Annotated in this window: 14 protein-coding genes and 1 tRNA gene; 5 read left to right on the forward strand and 10 right to left on the reverse strand. The window is 31.5% G+C overall.

The window, feature by feature from the left end; all coding sequences use genetic code 11:
• Positions 1–2 precede the first annotated feature (2 nt).
• The 4 genes from ACYUJ6_RS12405 to ACYUJ6_RS12420 are packed head-to-tail and all read right to left on the reverse strand — an operon-like array spanning position 3 to position 4,001.
• Positions 3–1,031: an ABC transporter ATP-binding protein gene (locus ACYUJ6_RS12405; RefSeq protein ID WP_461843080.1), complete on the reverse strand. Its 1,029-nt coding sequence runs from the start codon at positions 1,029–1,031 to the stop codon at positions 3–5.
• Positions 1,032–1,059: 28 nt separating this feature from the next.
• Positions 1,060–1,869 carry an ABC transporter permease gene (locus tag ACYUJ6_RS12410; protein ID WP_461843081.1) on the reverse strand — a complete coding sequence of 270 codons (810 nt, stop codon included), beginning with the start codon at positions 1,867–1,869 and terminating at the stop codon, positions 1,060–1,062.
• The gene (locus tag ACYUJ6_RS12415) at positions 1,856–2,737 is read right to left on the reverse strand and encodes an ABC transporter permease (RefSeq protein ID WP_461845507.1); all 882 of its coding nucleotides are present in this window, start codon (positions 2,735–2,737) and stop codon (positions 1,856–1,858) included. Before ACYUJ6_RS12415 ends, ACYUJ6_RS12410 begins: the two co-directional genes overlap by 14 nt.
• Positions 2,738–2,765: 28 nt before the next feature.
• Positions 2,766–4,001: an ABC transporter substrate-binding protein gene (locus ACYUJ6_RS12420; protein ID WP_461843082.1), complete on the reverse strand. Its 1,236-nt coding sequence runs from the start codon at positions 3,999–4,001 to the stop codon at positions 2,766–2,768.
• 364 nt (positions 4,002–4,365) lie between these two features.
• Between ACYUJ6_RS12420 and ACYUJ6_RS12425 the strand changes: the two genes are divergently transcribed.
• Together ACYUJ6_RS12425 and ACYUJ6_RS12430 are read left to right on the forward strand one after the other, a co-directional pair.
• Positions 4,366–4,647: a DUF4491 family protein gene (locus ACYUJ6_RS12425; RefSeq protein ID WP_461843083.1), complete on the forward strand. Its 282-nt coding sequence runs from the start codon at positions 4,366–4,368 to the stop codon at positions 4,645–4,647.
• 23 nt (positions 4,648–4,670) lie between these two features.
• Positions 4,671–5,483, forward strand: a complete 813-nt coding sequence (locus ACYUJ6_RS12430; protein WP_461843084.1) for a lecithin retinol acyltransferase family protein — start codon at positions 4,671–4,673, stop codon at positions 5,481–5,483.
• 3 nt (positions 5,484–5,486) lie between these two features.
• On the opposite strand, the gene moaA is transcribed toward ACYUJ6_RS12430, so the two are convergent.
• Complete coding sequence (gene moaA / locus ACYUJ6_RS12435) at positions 5,487–6,455, reverse strand: GTP 3',8-cyclase MoaA (protein ID WP_461843085.1); 969 nt, start codon at positions 6,453–6,455, stop codon at positions 5,487–5,489.
• A gap of 254 nt (positions 6,456–6,709) precedes the next feature.
• Positions 6,710–7,180 (reverse strand): spore coat protein, encoded by a 471-nt coding sequence (locus ACYUJ6_RS12440; protein WP_461843086.1) that lies wholly within the window; start codon positions 7,178–7,180, stop codon positions 6,710–6,712.
• 438 nt (positions 7,181–7,618) lie between these two features.
• Here ACYUJ6_RS12440 and ACYUJ6_RS12445 point away from each other — a divergent pair, with 438 nt between their 5' ends.
• Genes ACYUJ6_RS12445 through ACYUJ6_RS12455 form a run of 3 tightly spaced genes read left to right on the forward strand, consistent with a single transcriptional unit; the run spans position 7,619 to position 8,667 of the window.
• Complete coding sequence (locus tag ACYUJ6_RS12445; RefSeq protein ID WP_461843087.1) at positions 7,619–7,810, forward strand: spore coat associated protein CotJA; 192 nt, start codon at positions 7,619–7,621, stop codon at positions 7,808–7,810.
• 17 nt (positions 7,811–7,827) lie between these two features.
• Positions 7,828–8,082 (forward strand): spore coat protein CotJB, encoded by a 255-nt coding sequence (locus ACYUJ6_RS12450; protein ID WP_461843088.1) that lies wholly within the window; start codon positions 7,828–7,830, stop codon positions 8,080–8,082.
• Between the two features lie 12 nt (positions 8,083–8,094).
• The gene (locus ACYUJ6_RS12455; protein ID WP_461843089.1) at positions 8,095–8,667 is read left to right on the forward strand and encodes a manganese catalase family protein; all 573 of its coding nucleotides are present in this window, start codon (positions 8,095–8,097) and stop codon (positions 8,665–8,667) included.
• A 94-nt stretch (positions 8,668–8,761) separates the two neighbouring features.
• Here ACYUJ6_RS12455 and ACYUJ6_RS12460 read toward each other — a convergent pair.
• From ACYUJ6_RS12460 to polA, 4 genes are all read right to left on the reverse strand, one after another.
• Positions 8,762–8,846: transfer RNA gene (locus ACYUJ6_RS12460), tRNA-Leu, on the reverse strand.
• A gap of 40 nt (positions 8,847–8,886) precedes the next feature.
• On the reverse strand, positions 8,887–9,474 hold the full coding sequence (locus ACYUJ6_RS12465; RefSeq protein WP_461843090.1) for a lytic transglycosylase domain-containing protein: 588 nt from the start codon (positions 9,472–9,474) through the stop codon (positions 8,887–8,889).
• A 43-nt stretch (positions 9,475–9,517) separates the two neighbouring features.
• The gene (gene coaE / locus ACYUJ6_RS12470) at positions 9,518–10,117 is read right to left on the reverse strand and encodes a dephospho-CoA kinase (RefSeq protein ID WP_461843091.1); all 600 of its coding nucleotides are present in this window, start codon (positions 10,115–10,117) and stop codon (positions 9,518–9,520) included.
• Positions 10,118–10,140: 23 nt separating this feature from the next.
• Positions 10,141–12,783, reverse strand: a complete 2,643-nt coding sequence (gene polA, locus ACYUJ6_RS12475) for a DNA polymerase I (protein WP_461843092.1) — start codon at positions 12,781–12,783, stop codon at positions 10,141–10,143.
• Positions 12,784–13,006 lie beyond the last annotated feature (223 nt).

Below are 13,006 nucleotides of genomic sequence, written 5' to 3' on the forward strand. Positions count from 1 at the left end.
CATCACTTTGAATTAAAATATACTGCTTTTGAAAAATCTATATTAAAATATATATTGCTCCCCACCTGAAAATTATTGGAACTATCTTCTATGCATTTCAGTAAATAATCGCCCTGCTTTATTGTATAATAAATTCTATCCCCTGCATATTTCTTATCTAAAATTTTACCCTTATTATCTCCGCTACCTTTAAAAAGTTTTACTTTTTCAGGCTTTATAAGTGCTTCCAGACAGCCTCCCTTTCCAATATAGCCTATAGCCGGAAATTTCCCGAATTCGCAATTGAATACATTGTTTTTCATCTTTCCCTCTATATAGTTTACATCTCCAAAAAAATTGGCAGTTTCCTTACAATTTGGCTTTTCATACATATTCTCAGGTGAATCCTGTTGTATTATATCTCCGTCTATCATAAGAGCTATACTATCACCCATGGTAAGGGCCTCCTCCTTATTATGAGTTACAAGGATAGTAGTTATATTTAATTTCCTCTGCAGATTACGTATAAGTTCCCTCATGGAATTTCTAATATTTATATCCAAATTGGCAAAGGGCTCATCCAGCAATAAAATTTTAGGTTCCACTGCCAATGCCCTGGCTAGTGCCACTCTTTGTTTTTGTCCTCCGGAGAGTTCAGACGGATATTTTTTGCCTATTCCATGAAGGCCAACCATTTCAGTCATTTTCTTTACCTTTTCTATTATGTACTTTTTATTTTTTTTTCTCATTTTCAAACCAAAACCTATATTATCTTCTATATTCAAATGTGGGAAAAGTAAAAAATCCTGAAATACTATAACTGCCCCCCTTTTTTCTGCTGGAATCTTATTTACTAAATTACCATCTAGATATATTTTACCATCATCTGCATCCAAAAGTCCTGAAATTATTTTTAAAGTGGTACTTTTACCACAGCCTGACGGCCCAAGAAGGCATAGTATTTCCCCCTCATTCACAGAAAAGCTTATATTCTTTAAAACATATTTATCATTGAAAGATTTCTTAATATTAATAAGTTCTATGCCAAACATTTTCAATCTCCATTTTCAATAAATTCAATTATATATAAAAATAATCTTCCATCTCATAATGACTTCTAAGAACTTTCTCTATTACAAATAAAACTATTAATGAAGTTATTATAAAAATCAAGCTAAAACCCGCTGCAATGTTTTTATCTCCACCTTCAATAAATGGAAACATCAATATGGAATAAGTTACAACTTTTCCTCCTCCTATTAAAAAAGTTAAAAAGTATTGACTAAAAGATACTATAAATACTAAAAAGGCGGATGAAATCACTGCAGGCATAATTGTAGGCAAAGTAACATGAAAAAACGTTTGAATTCCAGTAGCACCTAGAACCCTTGCCTGTTGTTCCAACTGTTCACCCAGCATTTTAAACACATCGGATATAATACTCACTGCATAGGGAATACAGGGAATTAAATGAATTATAACAACACCCAGAAAACTATTTGCAATACCAAACTTTAAAAATTCCACATGTATGCCCAATCCAACTGATACTGGAGGTACTATTACAGGTGCAAGTACCAATAATTTTACTATATTTTTACCTTTAAAATGGTATATTCCAAGGGCACGTCCTGCTGGTATACTTATTACAATGGTAACTAATGTAACTGTCATTGATAGAATTACACTATAAATTAAAACTTCTAAAGAATTATTACTGCTGCTGAGTACATACTTAATTCCCCTCAGGCTAAATTGTCTTGGAACAAAATAAGGCCACTGCCAATTTCCCGAAAAAGCTGAAATTATAAGTATGATTATAGGAAACAGGCAAATAAAAGCTAAAATATATAACAAAATTTTAAATACAGCATTTTTATTTCCTATCATAAGTTCTATCCTGCTTTCCATAAAATAATGCAAAACATCTTTCATATAAAAATACCAGTACAGAGGCAATAACAATAAGTATAGTATTTATCACCATGGCATAAGGTCTGTTGGTTAAATCAGAATTTGAATATTCTATATACGCTTTAACGGAAAGAGCCTTTGGAAAGGTCGGTCCTATTAAATAGGGAACTTCAAAAGACCCAAATGAAAATGCAAATACTATCAAAAAACATGAAACTACGGAAGGCATTATAAGAGGCAATACTACATAGAAAAAAGCTCTTCTTTTACTGGCCCCCAAATTCAACGCGGCTTCAAATAATTTTTTATTCACTCTTGACATGGTACCATAAACCACCAATGCAATAAAAGGTACTTCCTTCCATACATATGTAATAATTATCCCCAGTCCCTTTCTATCAAGAATAAATAGAGGAAATTGGCTTGTATTCTTTATAATTCCCATATAATAAAAAACTCTTGAGATTATTCCACTTTGAGATAATACATTAAATACTAAAAGCACCACTACTGTATGCGGCACTATTATTGGAATTCTATATATCCTATTTAAAACACCATTTCCCTTGCTACTTATAAGTATAAAATAAGCAATACTTACTCCCATAACAACTGATAAAACAGAAGATACCATAGAAGTATACACACTAAAATTAAGAGATTGAATAAAATTAGATGAAGTAAATACTTCTTTATAATATTTAAATGTTATGTCTCTCAGTCCTGCTGCCGGAAAGTATCCTAGGCTCTGAAATACACAATTTACTATTCCAAAGCCTAAAATACTCACAATTATAATTAACACGGGACTTAACAGAAAATAGGGCTTCATTTTTTCTTCTATAAGCTGGTTTTTCACCTTTACCCTTCCTCTATTTTTTATTTGGTATATTTTCCATCCACACTTTTTCTATGATAGGTACTAAATCTGCAGGTACTTCTGGTAATCTGGCTTTAAAAAGCTGTTCCTGAGGAATTGCACCTTCACCAATCTTTACCTTACTCAGCCTTTCCTTTTCATTATTATCCAATTTATTATTATCAAATACTGGCAAGTCTCCCCACACATCAGGGTTATACTTGGAATATTGTGCATCGAAACTCAACACCATATTGATGACTGCCATAGCTCCTGCCTTGTTTGGAGCATTAAAAGGTATTGCTAAAAAATTAGTATTCCCCACAGTACCCTTTTCGAAAATAAAGGACTTTGAGGTATTGGGAAATTCACCGTTTTGTATCTGCTGGCTTACGAAATTTGGATTGTAAGACATAGTATCCAACACTTGTCCCTCACTATATAAATTATTTAACATAGATATATTGGAAGGATAAGTTTCTCCTTTATTCCAAAGATAAGGCTTTATTTCTTTTAAATAATCTATAGCCGGTTCTATCTCCTTTTCCACAGTTTCCTTATCCGGTTTCATATTAGAGAGTTTCTGATAACCAACTATATCGTATATTATATTCCTTACAAAGGCACTTCCCGTAAAATCCGGCGGTGCAGGATAGGTAAACTTTCCTGGATTTGCCTTTATAAAATTCATAAGTTCCTCATGGTTTTTAGGAACACTTGTGACTTTTGCTGTATCATATATCATTACAAATTGTGCCTTTCCATAAGGTGCCTCATATCCATCTATGGGGTATCCAAAATCATACTGAACGTCCTTAGAACTTTGATCTATGTACTTTTTATAATTAGGTAATTTCCCCGTAAACGGTCCATACAACAGGCTATTTTTTTTGGCAGTATAAAAATTTTCCCCATTTATCCAGACTACATCTATAGTACCTTTTTCATTAGCTTGTTTTTCTCCAAGCATCTTATTCAATATATCATCAATATCCATAGGTACTCTTTTTAAGGTTATATTGTATTTTTGTTTCAACTGTTTAGAAAGATAATTATCCAACCATTTGTTGGTTTGTTCACTTCCTCCCCATCCATAAAAATTCACAGTAGTTCCCCTTGCAGATTTCAATATATCATTCCAATTTTTATTTTTTAACTCATCTTCTGCCTGACTATTTTTTTGTCCACATCCTGCTAAGAGAAAAATTGGAAACATCAGCAGTAAAAGTATAGAAATAAACCTTTTCATATTATACCTCCCTTAAATTGAAAAAATTATATGAATCCAAATATACTATAATTATTATATCATACAAAATTTATATCAACTATTTAGTTTTATAATAGTAGGATGTACATAAAAAACATTTAATGGTATCATATTTAGTATATACAGTAAAGTTCAAAATTTTTATCCCATGGTTATCATTAAGTCATAAACTTCATAAATGGCAGAATCTGCAGCACTGCAGCCTTGGATAAATTTCTTCCCTTAAAGGATAACCTATTCTAAATGCTGAAGACACTAAGAATACTGTTAATAAGATTTAACACATATAAAGTGATGGGCAAACTTCATCTGAACCCAATGTCAATTGATAAGGAGGTATTACATGCTTAATTACTATGGACTTATAACTGGTATTTTCGTATTAATTTTAACAGGTATTGGCCATATACTTGTAATAAAAGGTGAATATTATTTTGGAATAAAAATATGGCCTTTATTTTTATTAATAGGCTGCTTGAGCATAGCATTTTCCCTATTAATTAAATCCAATATACTATCTGGATTTTTAGGCATTTTAGGCTTCACTTTTCTTTGGGGCATATTAGAATTATTTAAGCAAAAGGAAAGGGTGTCCAAAGGCTGGTTTCCTAAAAAAGGTAATTAAAAACACAAAGCAAGGTGTCTTATATGAAGAAATACTTTTTTGTAAAATTGATATCAATATTTATAATAATTACAGCTGCATTTTTTATCTGTAGGACTTATATACTTCAAAATAAAGCAGCAGATATTTATAAATACAGCCAGATTCAAATACCACTGGGAGGTCAAATTATATGGGATGATTCCACTTTAAAAAATATATCTGTAAAAGATAAAAATAATGACACCATTGATGTATATATATTTCCCAGTGCCAGCGGCAAAACTCTACTTATAAATCCTCCTGTAGATGGATTTAACGAAAATGATAAAATTTATGTTACACTATCTTCAAATTTACATTTTAGAAATCACAAAATGAAGAAGGACAAAAAGCTGTGTTTTAATATAAAAACGGACAATTCAACTATATTGTCGAGAATTACAAGAAAACCTCAGTATGGTGATATCGTGGGAACTACTGATAATTTCATGGGATATAAATATAATCACTATGGAATATATATTGGAAATAATAAAGTGATTCATTACTGCAGCGGTACAGGTACTGCAATGGATGCCCAGATAAAGGAAACAGATATGGATACTTATTTCAAACCGGGAAATTATTTTATCCTAAATGTAAAAAGTAGTGTGGAATTTAATCCTAAGGAAACTGTAAAAAGGGCGGAAACAAGACTTGGTGAAAAAAGCTATAATCTTTTAGAAAATAACTGTGAACATTTTGTTATTTGGGCTAAAACCGGTAACTCAAGATCCTATCAGCTAAGTAACTTGTCCCAAGCAGAATTAGCCCAGATAAAAATATTTACAGCAATGGGGATAAACTTACAATAGTTTTTAACCTCCTATTTGATACATCATCTTATTGCTTCCACTTTTATTTTTTGAATCCATATTATGCTGCAATGGTTTACTAAATATACCCTGTTTTAAGTTCTGCATAAGAAGTTCATCATTATTAAGACAGGGTTTTAAATTAATTACTTTATCTGAATGCAAACAGGGTTTTAGATTTCCCAATGAAGTAAGTCTTATTCTATTGCAATTCTTACAAAATTTACAACTCATTGGGCTTATAAATCCTATACTGCCACAGTAATTATTTACCTTGTATAAAGAAACTGTACTTTCTGAATCGGTTTTCTGAGGAACCAATTCAAAAATATTTTTTATAATTTTCAAAACATTTTGCGAAGACAAATAACTGGTTTTATAAAGCTTTTCACCTTGTCCAATTGGCATTAATTCAATAAACCTGATTTCTATAGGCAAATCTTTCGTAATCCCTATAAAATCTACAATCTCTTCATCATTAAATCCTTTTATAAGCACCACATTTATCTTAACAGGTGTCAATCCAATACTCAAGCACTTTTCAACAGATTTTAATACGGTATCTATATTACCTCCCCTTGTAATATAATTAAACTTGTCCTTTTTTAAGGTGTCCAAACTTATATTTACTCTTTTTAAGCCAACTGATTTTAATTTATCTGCTAAGTCATATAACAATGTGCCATTAGTAGTAATGGCTAAATCAGAAACTCCCTGTATCCTGGCAGTTTCTTCTATTAAATAGTCTATATCTTTTACTATAAGTGGTTCTCCTCCAGTATATCTGATTTTATTTATTCCAAGATGAGTTGCTGCTTTGATAATCTTTAATATATCTTCGAACCTTAATAATTCATTATGGGGTCTTTTTATTATTCCTTCTTTAGGCATACAATATCTGCATCTTAAGTTGCATCTATCTATAAGTGAAACCCTGAGATAATTTATCCTTCTTCCATACTTATCTTCCATAACCAATCCTCCTATATCTGAGTAATACATCAATACTCTGAATTATTATGAATATTAAAAAAATTTCAGTCACATAATCACTTTCTTGATCTGCCACATCAACTTATAATATAGTTTCATAATATATCATAAAATTATGCTGTGCAAGTCTAATATTAAAAATCGCCTTAAAAGTATTACTAATGTTCCTTACTTTTAAGGCGATTAATATTAGTTTATACTCCCTTTTCTAGCTATATCATATTATGAATTCTCTACTGAAGCTTATACATCCCCTTGCTTTCCATATACTTATATATGGACTCACCGTGTTTCTGCTCTTCTTTTTGTATATGATTTAATACATCCCGGGCATTTGTGTCCCTGAATTCAAATATTGAAGTATCATATGTACCTGAAATATATTTTTCAGTCATGAGCATATCCTTGCACATATCTTCATCGCTAACTTGAGACATGCCTGCCTGCGATGAAGAGATACTTGAATTTACATTTGAATTTGAATTACCCTGCTTATTGTTTAAATCCGGTACTGTTCCATTTAAAAGTGAATTAACGCTGCTCAAATGTTCCTGCTCAATAGAAGCATTGTTTAAAAACAATTGTTTCAGCTGAGAATCCTTAGCCTGATTGGCATAATTTGTGTACTTGTTTATACACATAGTTTCATGGCTTTTTTGATCCTCCAACAGCAATCTTTCTTTGTTTGTTAAATTTATTGACATAAAAACACCTCCAAATTTATTTTGTATAATAAAGGATGATTTTATACCTAAAAAAATACTTCAAATAAAATATAATTTTATTTGAAGCAATAGAAGTTCTTCAATCGTATAATATAGTAGAAAGATTTATGTAAGCTCCTAATAAATATAAAATATATAAGTGGAGGGTACACAGATTATATAGCTAAAATTTTCTAGGAGTTTACACAATCTTATTTACCCATAGTCATTATTATACTCAATTCCATATATTTTAATAACATTATCCAAGATGATTATATCATTAAACGGGAATATTTAAAACCTCTATTGATAAATTTATAAAAGCAAATACATATTAATTTATCCGGAATAAGTTTTATGTGCACAATTTATGTTAACACAATTCAAAGCCATGAATATATTATCATTGTAAAGAAAATATAAGAGGTGAAAATAGTGCATTCAAAATTTGTTCCCTATATGGATCCCGAATATATATCCCCTTCTATGTTTCCAGCTGACTCAGGCAAAAGTTTGGCAAGAGCCTATGTACCTATGCAGCCTTATATAGGATTACTTCCTTTAAATACAGCCCTGGAGAAGGGTACTGTATTCCCTAATCTGGTTATACCTTATCCCGAAAATTAAGATAGGAGGAAATAAACATGAAGGATGGTAAGAAATTATTAGATAAAATCAGGCAAGTTGAATTTGCTGCAGTAGATCTAAATATTTTTCTGGATAATTTTCCTGACAATAAAAAAGCCCTTGCCGATTATAACACTTTGTCAAAACAGCTGATGTATCTTAAAAAGGAATATGAAGTAAATTTCGGTATGCTTACTAATTTCGGATTTAGTCAAAGCGAATATCCTTGGTCATGGACAGATAAACCTTGGCCCTGGGAGCCTGACAAATAGGAGGTCTCATATATGTGGATTTATGAAAAAAAATTAGAATATCCTGTTAATATTAAAAGCAAAGATATACGAATGGCTAAATACCTTGTAGCTCAATACGGAGGACCTGATGGAGAACTAAGTGCTTCTCTCAGATATTTGAATCAGCGCTATACCATGCCTACCGGCAAAACCAAAGGTTTACTTACTGATATTGGCACTGAAGAACTGGCTCATGTGGAAATTATAGGTGCCATGGTATATCAACTGATAAAAGATGCCACTGTATGCGAATTGGAGGAAGCAGGCCTGGGAGGGCATTTTGTTCAGCATGGACGTGCACTTTACTGGCAGGATGCAAATGGAGTTCCCTGGACTGCCGCCTATATAACCGCTACAGCAGATCCAATAACAGATCTACATGAGGATATGGCAGCTGAACAAAAAGCCAGAACAACTTATGAGCATTTGATAACCTTAACGGACGATCCTGATATAATAGATGTTCTCAAATTCTTGTGGGCTAGGGAAGTTGTTCACTTTCAGCGCTTTGGAGAAGCTCTTGTTCAGGTCCAGGATAAGATGGATTCCAAAAAGTGTTTTTAAATCACACCCATTATTGAAAGAAAAAACTTTCAGTAAATCCAATATCTGCCAGCACCTAAAAATGCTGACAGATATTTATGTACATATTCAATATTGGTGCGAAAGACGGGACTTGAACCCGTACGATTTTACTCACACGCCCCTCAAACGTGCGCGTCTGCCTGTTCCGCCACTCTCGCATACAATAAATATTATAATAACTTTTCACATAGTTGTCAACTAAAATTTTTCAGAAATTTTCACCAGAGACATACCTAAAAAAGCTTCCCCGTATAAATACTTATAGACTTTATAACTAACCTCCACCTTTTTAATATACTTGTCTGTTTCTTTAAAAGGTATATAGTGAAGATTTTCTCCATCTGCTGAATGTTGAGAGTCCTTAAGCCATTTCTGCACATTGCCCCTTCCTCCATTATAAGCGGCTAGAACAAGTTTCATGTTACCGTTAAACTCCGTTTTTAAATTGTTCAAATACCAGCATCCCATTTTAATATTAAACTCCGGATCATTTAACATATCCTCTCTAAAATCCCTTATATTCATTTTCTCTGACGCCCATTTTGCAGTATCTGGAGTTATCTGCATAAGACCTATGGCATTTTTATTGGATCTGATATCTGCTTTAAAATTGCTTTCCGTTTTAATCACAGCCATTACAAAATGTGGATCCAAATCATATTCTTTGGAATACTTCACTATATAACCTGAATACTTTAAAGGAAAATAGTATCTTATAATATTCTTTGCATTTAATACTGCCATTATTATTAACATAATCACTACTATTTTACTTATATATTTCAATTTCATCTATGCCCTAAATATTATTTTAAGGCACTTCACCCCCCTATAATTTCATATTTATCTTATTAAATATCTCCTCCAGCTGCCTTTTGGTTTCCTCCAATGTATATGAATTATCCAATATAAAATCCGCATATTTTTTCTTTTCTTCTAAAGGCATTTGAGAATTTATTCTATGGATTATCTGAAGCTCCGTCAACTTATCTCTTTTTTTTACCCTGCATATTTGAACGCTGCTGTTTACCCAAACCAGTAAAATTAAATCCAAATATTTATAAAATCTATTTTCTATAAGAGTAGCTCCGTCTACTATACAAATCCTTTCATTATTTTTTTCCAGTTTATCAATACTGTCTAATATTTCTCTTTTAATAAAGGGCATTATAATATTTTCATATTTTACTCTTTCATATTCACATGAAAATATATGATCTCCAAATTCTTTTCTTTTAAGTTTTCCTGAAGCATCTATAAATTTTCCCCCGAAAATTGATTTTATCTTATGAATTATAACAGGATATTTCTCAATTACATTTCTGGCTATATCATCTGCATCTATTATTTTAACACCCTTTTCCCTAAGCATATTGGAAACAGTGCTTTTTCCGCTTCCTATACCTCCAGTAAGTCCTATTTTAATCACAGCCATCCCTCTTTTAACACTTCTTATTTAGCCTCATACCAATTGCTGCCTATACTTATATCCACTTCAAGAGGAACTTTCAAATCCAATACATTTTCCATTTCCTCTTTCACAATACCCTTCACTTTTTCAAGTTCTTCCTTATATACATTCAAGATCAATTCATCATGTACCTGAAGTATTAATTTACTTTTTAAATTACCCTGTTCCAATCTCCTGTACACATTAACCATGGCTATTTTTATAATATCCGCTGCACTTCCCTGAATAGGAGTATTCATGGCAAGTCTTTCACCTAGAGATCTTATTATTTTATTTGAAGACTTTATTTCAGGTATAAATCTCCTTCTGTTCATCAATGTAGTAACATAAAGATTCTTTTTAGCTTCCTTTACTATATTGTCCATGTATACTTTTACTTTTGGATATCTTTCAAAATAAGTATCTATATAGAGTTTAGCTTCCTTTCTGGATATTTTAAGATTTTTGGCCAGACTGAAATCACCTATGCCATATACTATACCAAAATTTACAGCTTTTGCATTGCTCCTTTGAGTAGGTGTAACCTGATCTATTGGCACCTTGAATACCTCTGAAGCAGTTTTAGTATGGATGTCACTGTGATTTATAAATGCACTTATTAAATTTTTATCCTCTGCAATATGGGCAAGTACCCTGAGTTCTATCTGTGAATAATCTGCTGAAAGTATGACGCAATTTTCATTATCCGGCACGAATATTTTTCTTATTTCTTTACCCATTTCATATTTTATAGGTATATTCTGGAGATTGGGTTCTGTACTTGAAAGTCTTCCAGTGGTAGTCACTGTCTGGTTAAAACTGGAATGAATCTTATTATCCTCTTCTATAACAGTTTTTAAACCCTCAATATAAGTAGAATACAATTTTGTGAGCTGCCTGTAATAAATTATGTTTTCAATTACAGGATGCTTATCCTTTAATTTTTCCAGTACCTCCGCATTAGTGGAATATCCTGTCTTGGTTTTTTTTATCACAGGCAGATCTAACTTTTCAAAAAGTATCTTTCCCAGCTGCTTTGGGGAATTTATATTGAACTCCTCTTCAGAAAGAGAGTATATTTCCTTTTGTATTCTTTCTATTTCCAGCTTGAATTTATTCTCCTGCTGCATAAGTTTACTCATGTCAACTTTAAACCCCTGGTATTCCATCGACGCAAGCACATGTATAAGTGGCTGTTCTACTTCATATAAAAGCTTCTCCATATCTCCTTCTTCTATTTTTTGTCTTAATGAAGAATATATTTTGCCAAACATCATGGTCTCTTTGGCAAAAAGATTTTTATCTTCCTTTGAAATATTCATTCCTGTATATTCCTTAATAATATCTACAAGTTCATAATTTGACTTGGATGAATCTATAAGGTAAGCTGCTATTTTTATGTCAAACTTTATTTTCAAAAGTTTTATGCCCATTCTATGCAGTATACTGCAGGGAGCCTTTATATCATAGCTGATCTTATTTAAATCAGGATTTTCAAATAAGTTTTTCATAAGCCTCACTGTACTGCTGCTGTCTTCACCATACAATTTATTTATCTCTATTTCAAAGTTTTCTTCCTGTAAATTTATAAATATTTTATCTATAAAGTTTTTAGAATATACCTTCCCACTTACCACCTTAAAATTCACATATAATAAATTATCCCCTATTTTTGAGTTCGCTAGATGATCTGCAAATTTTTGTAATCCAGTTAAAGTATCTATATTGTTGACTTCCACCTTAAATTCCTCTATTTCAGGTTTTTCCTGTCCTTCTATTTTAGGTATCTTACTTATTAAAGACTTGAATTCAAGCTTTTCAAACAAACCCCTTAGTCCTTCAGCATCATATTTACTTTTAGATTCAATTGACTTTAAATCCATCTCTATAGGCACATCTGTAATAATAGTAGCAAGCTTCTTACTAAATGCAGCCTGCTCCATATATTTTTTTAAATTTTCTCTCAGCTTTTTACCACTAATATTATCTATATTCTCAAATACATTTTCTATGTTTTTATATTCTTTTATTAACTTAAAGGCAGTTTTCTCACCTATACCCGGAACTCCTGGTATGTTATCTGAGTTGTCACCCATAAGTCCTTTAACATCTATAAATTGTGTAGGAGTTACGCCATATTCTTCTATCATTCTATTTTTATCATATATTTCCCTTTGTGTAATTCCTTTTTTGGTTATAACCACCTTTACCCTGTCTGTAGCCAATTGAAGAGCATCTCTATCTCCAGTAATTATATATACCTCTACTCCTTTATCTTCAGCAAAAACAGACAGTGTTCCCATTAAATCATCTGCCTCAAATCCATCTATTTCAAAAATATTTATGGACATCATATTAAGTATTTTCTCTATTATAGGAAATTGCTGGGATAACTCAGGAGGCATCTTTTTTCTTCCAGCTTTATATTCACTATACCTATCATGTCTAAAAGTAGGTGCACTTCTGTCAAAAGTACAAACTATATAATCGGGCTCAATTTCTTTTTTCATTTTTAACAGCATATTTAAAAATCCATAAACTGCATTGGTATGAGTTCCCTCTGAATTAGTTAAATCCGGCAGTGCATAAAATGCCCTATTCATTAAACTGTGACCATCTAGTATTAACAGTTTTTCATCATTCATCAAATTACCTCCAAAATCATTTCGTTTATAAAAAAGTTTTATCTCATTAACTCTTAACTCTTAACTATTAACTATTAACTCTTATATAATATCACCCTTATTATAAATTAGAAATAAGGTAATGTAAATTTAATTACTAATTTAGAGAAAGTTTTATATTTACCATTTAATTTTTGCATATTATTATTTATATATTCTCTTCCAAAATGTATAGTTTTTATTA

It is taken from the genome of Clostridium sp. JNZ X4-2 (genome assembly GCF_054889485.1).

Coding starts and splice junctions, on each gene's coding strand:
- ACYUJ6_RS12440 (WP_461843086.1), bottom strand. CDS start 7,180: ATGTCAATAAATTTAACAAACAAAGAAAGATTGCTGTTGGAGGATCAA.
- ACYUJ6_RS12425 (WP_461843083.1), top strand. CDS start 4,366: ATGCTTAATTACTATGGACTTATAACTGGTATTTTCGTATTAATTTTA.
- ACYUJ6_RS12450 (WP_461843088.1), top strand. CDS start 7,828: ATGAAGGATGGTAAGAAATTATTAGATAAAATCAGGCAAGTTGAATTT.
- ACYUJ6_RS12455 (WP_461843089.1), top strand. CDS start 8,095: ATGTGGATTTATGAAAAAAAATTAGAATATCCTGTTAATATTAAAAGC.
- ACYUJ6_RS12410 (WP_461843081.1), bottom strand. CDS start 1,869: ATGATAGGAAATAAAAATGCTGTATTTAAAATTTTGTTATATATTTTA.
- ACYUJ6_RS12405 (WP_461843080.1), bottom strand. CDS start 1,031: ATGTTTGGCATAGAACTTATTAATATTAAGAAATCTTTCAATGATAAA.
- ACYUJ6_RS12430 (WP_461843084.1), top strand. CDS start 4,671: ATGAAGAAATACTTTTTTGTAAAATTGATATCAATATTTATAATAATT.
- moaA (WP_461843085.1), bottom strand. CDS start 6,455: ATGGAAGATAAGTATGGAAGAAGGATAAATTATCTCAGGGTTTCACTT.
- ACYUJ6_RS12420 (WP_461843082.1), bottom strand. CDS start 4,001: ATGAAAAGGTTTATTTCTATACTTTTACTGCTGATGTTTCCAATTTTT.
- polA (WP_461843092.1), bottom strand. CDS start 12,783: ATGAATGATGAAAAACTGTTAATACTAGATGGTCACAGTTTAATGAAT.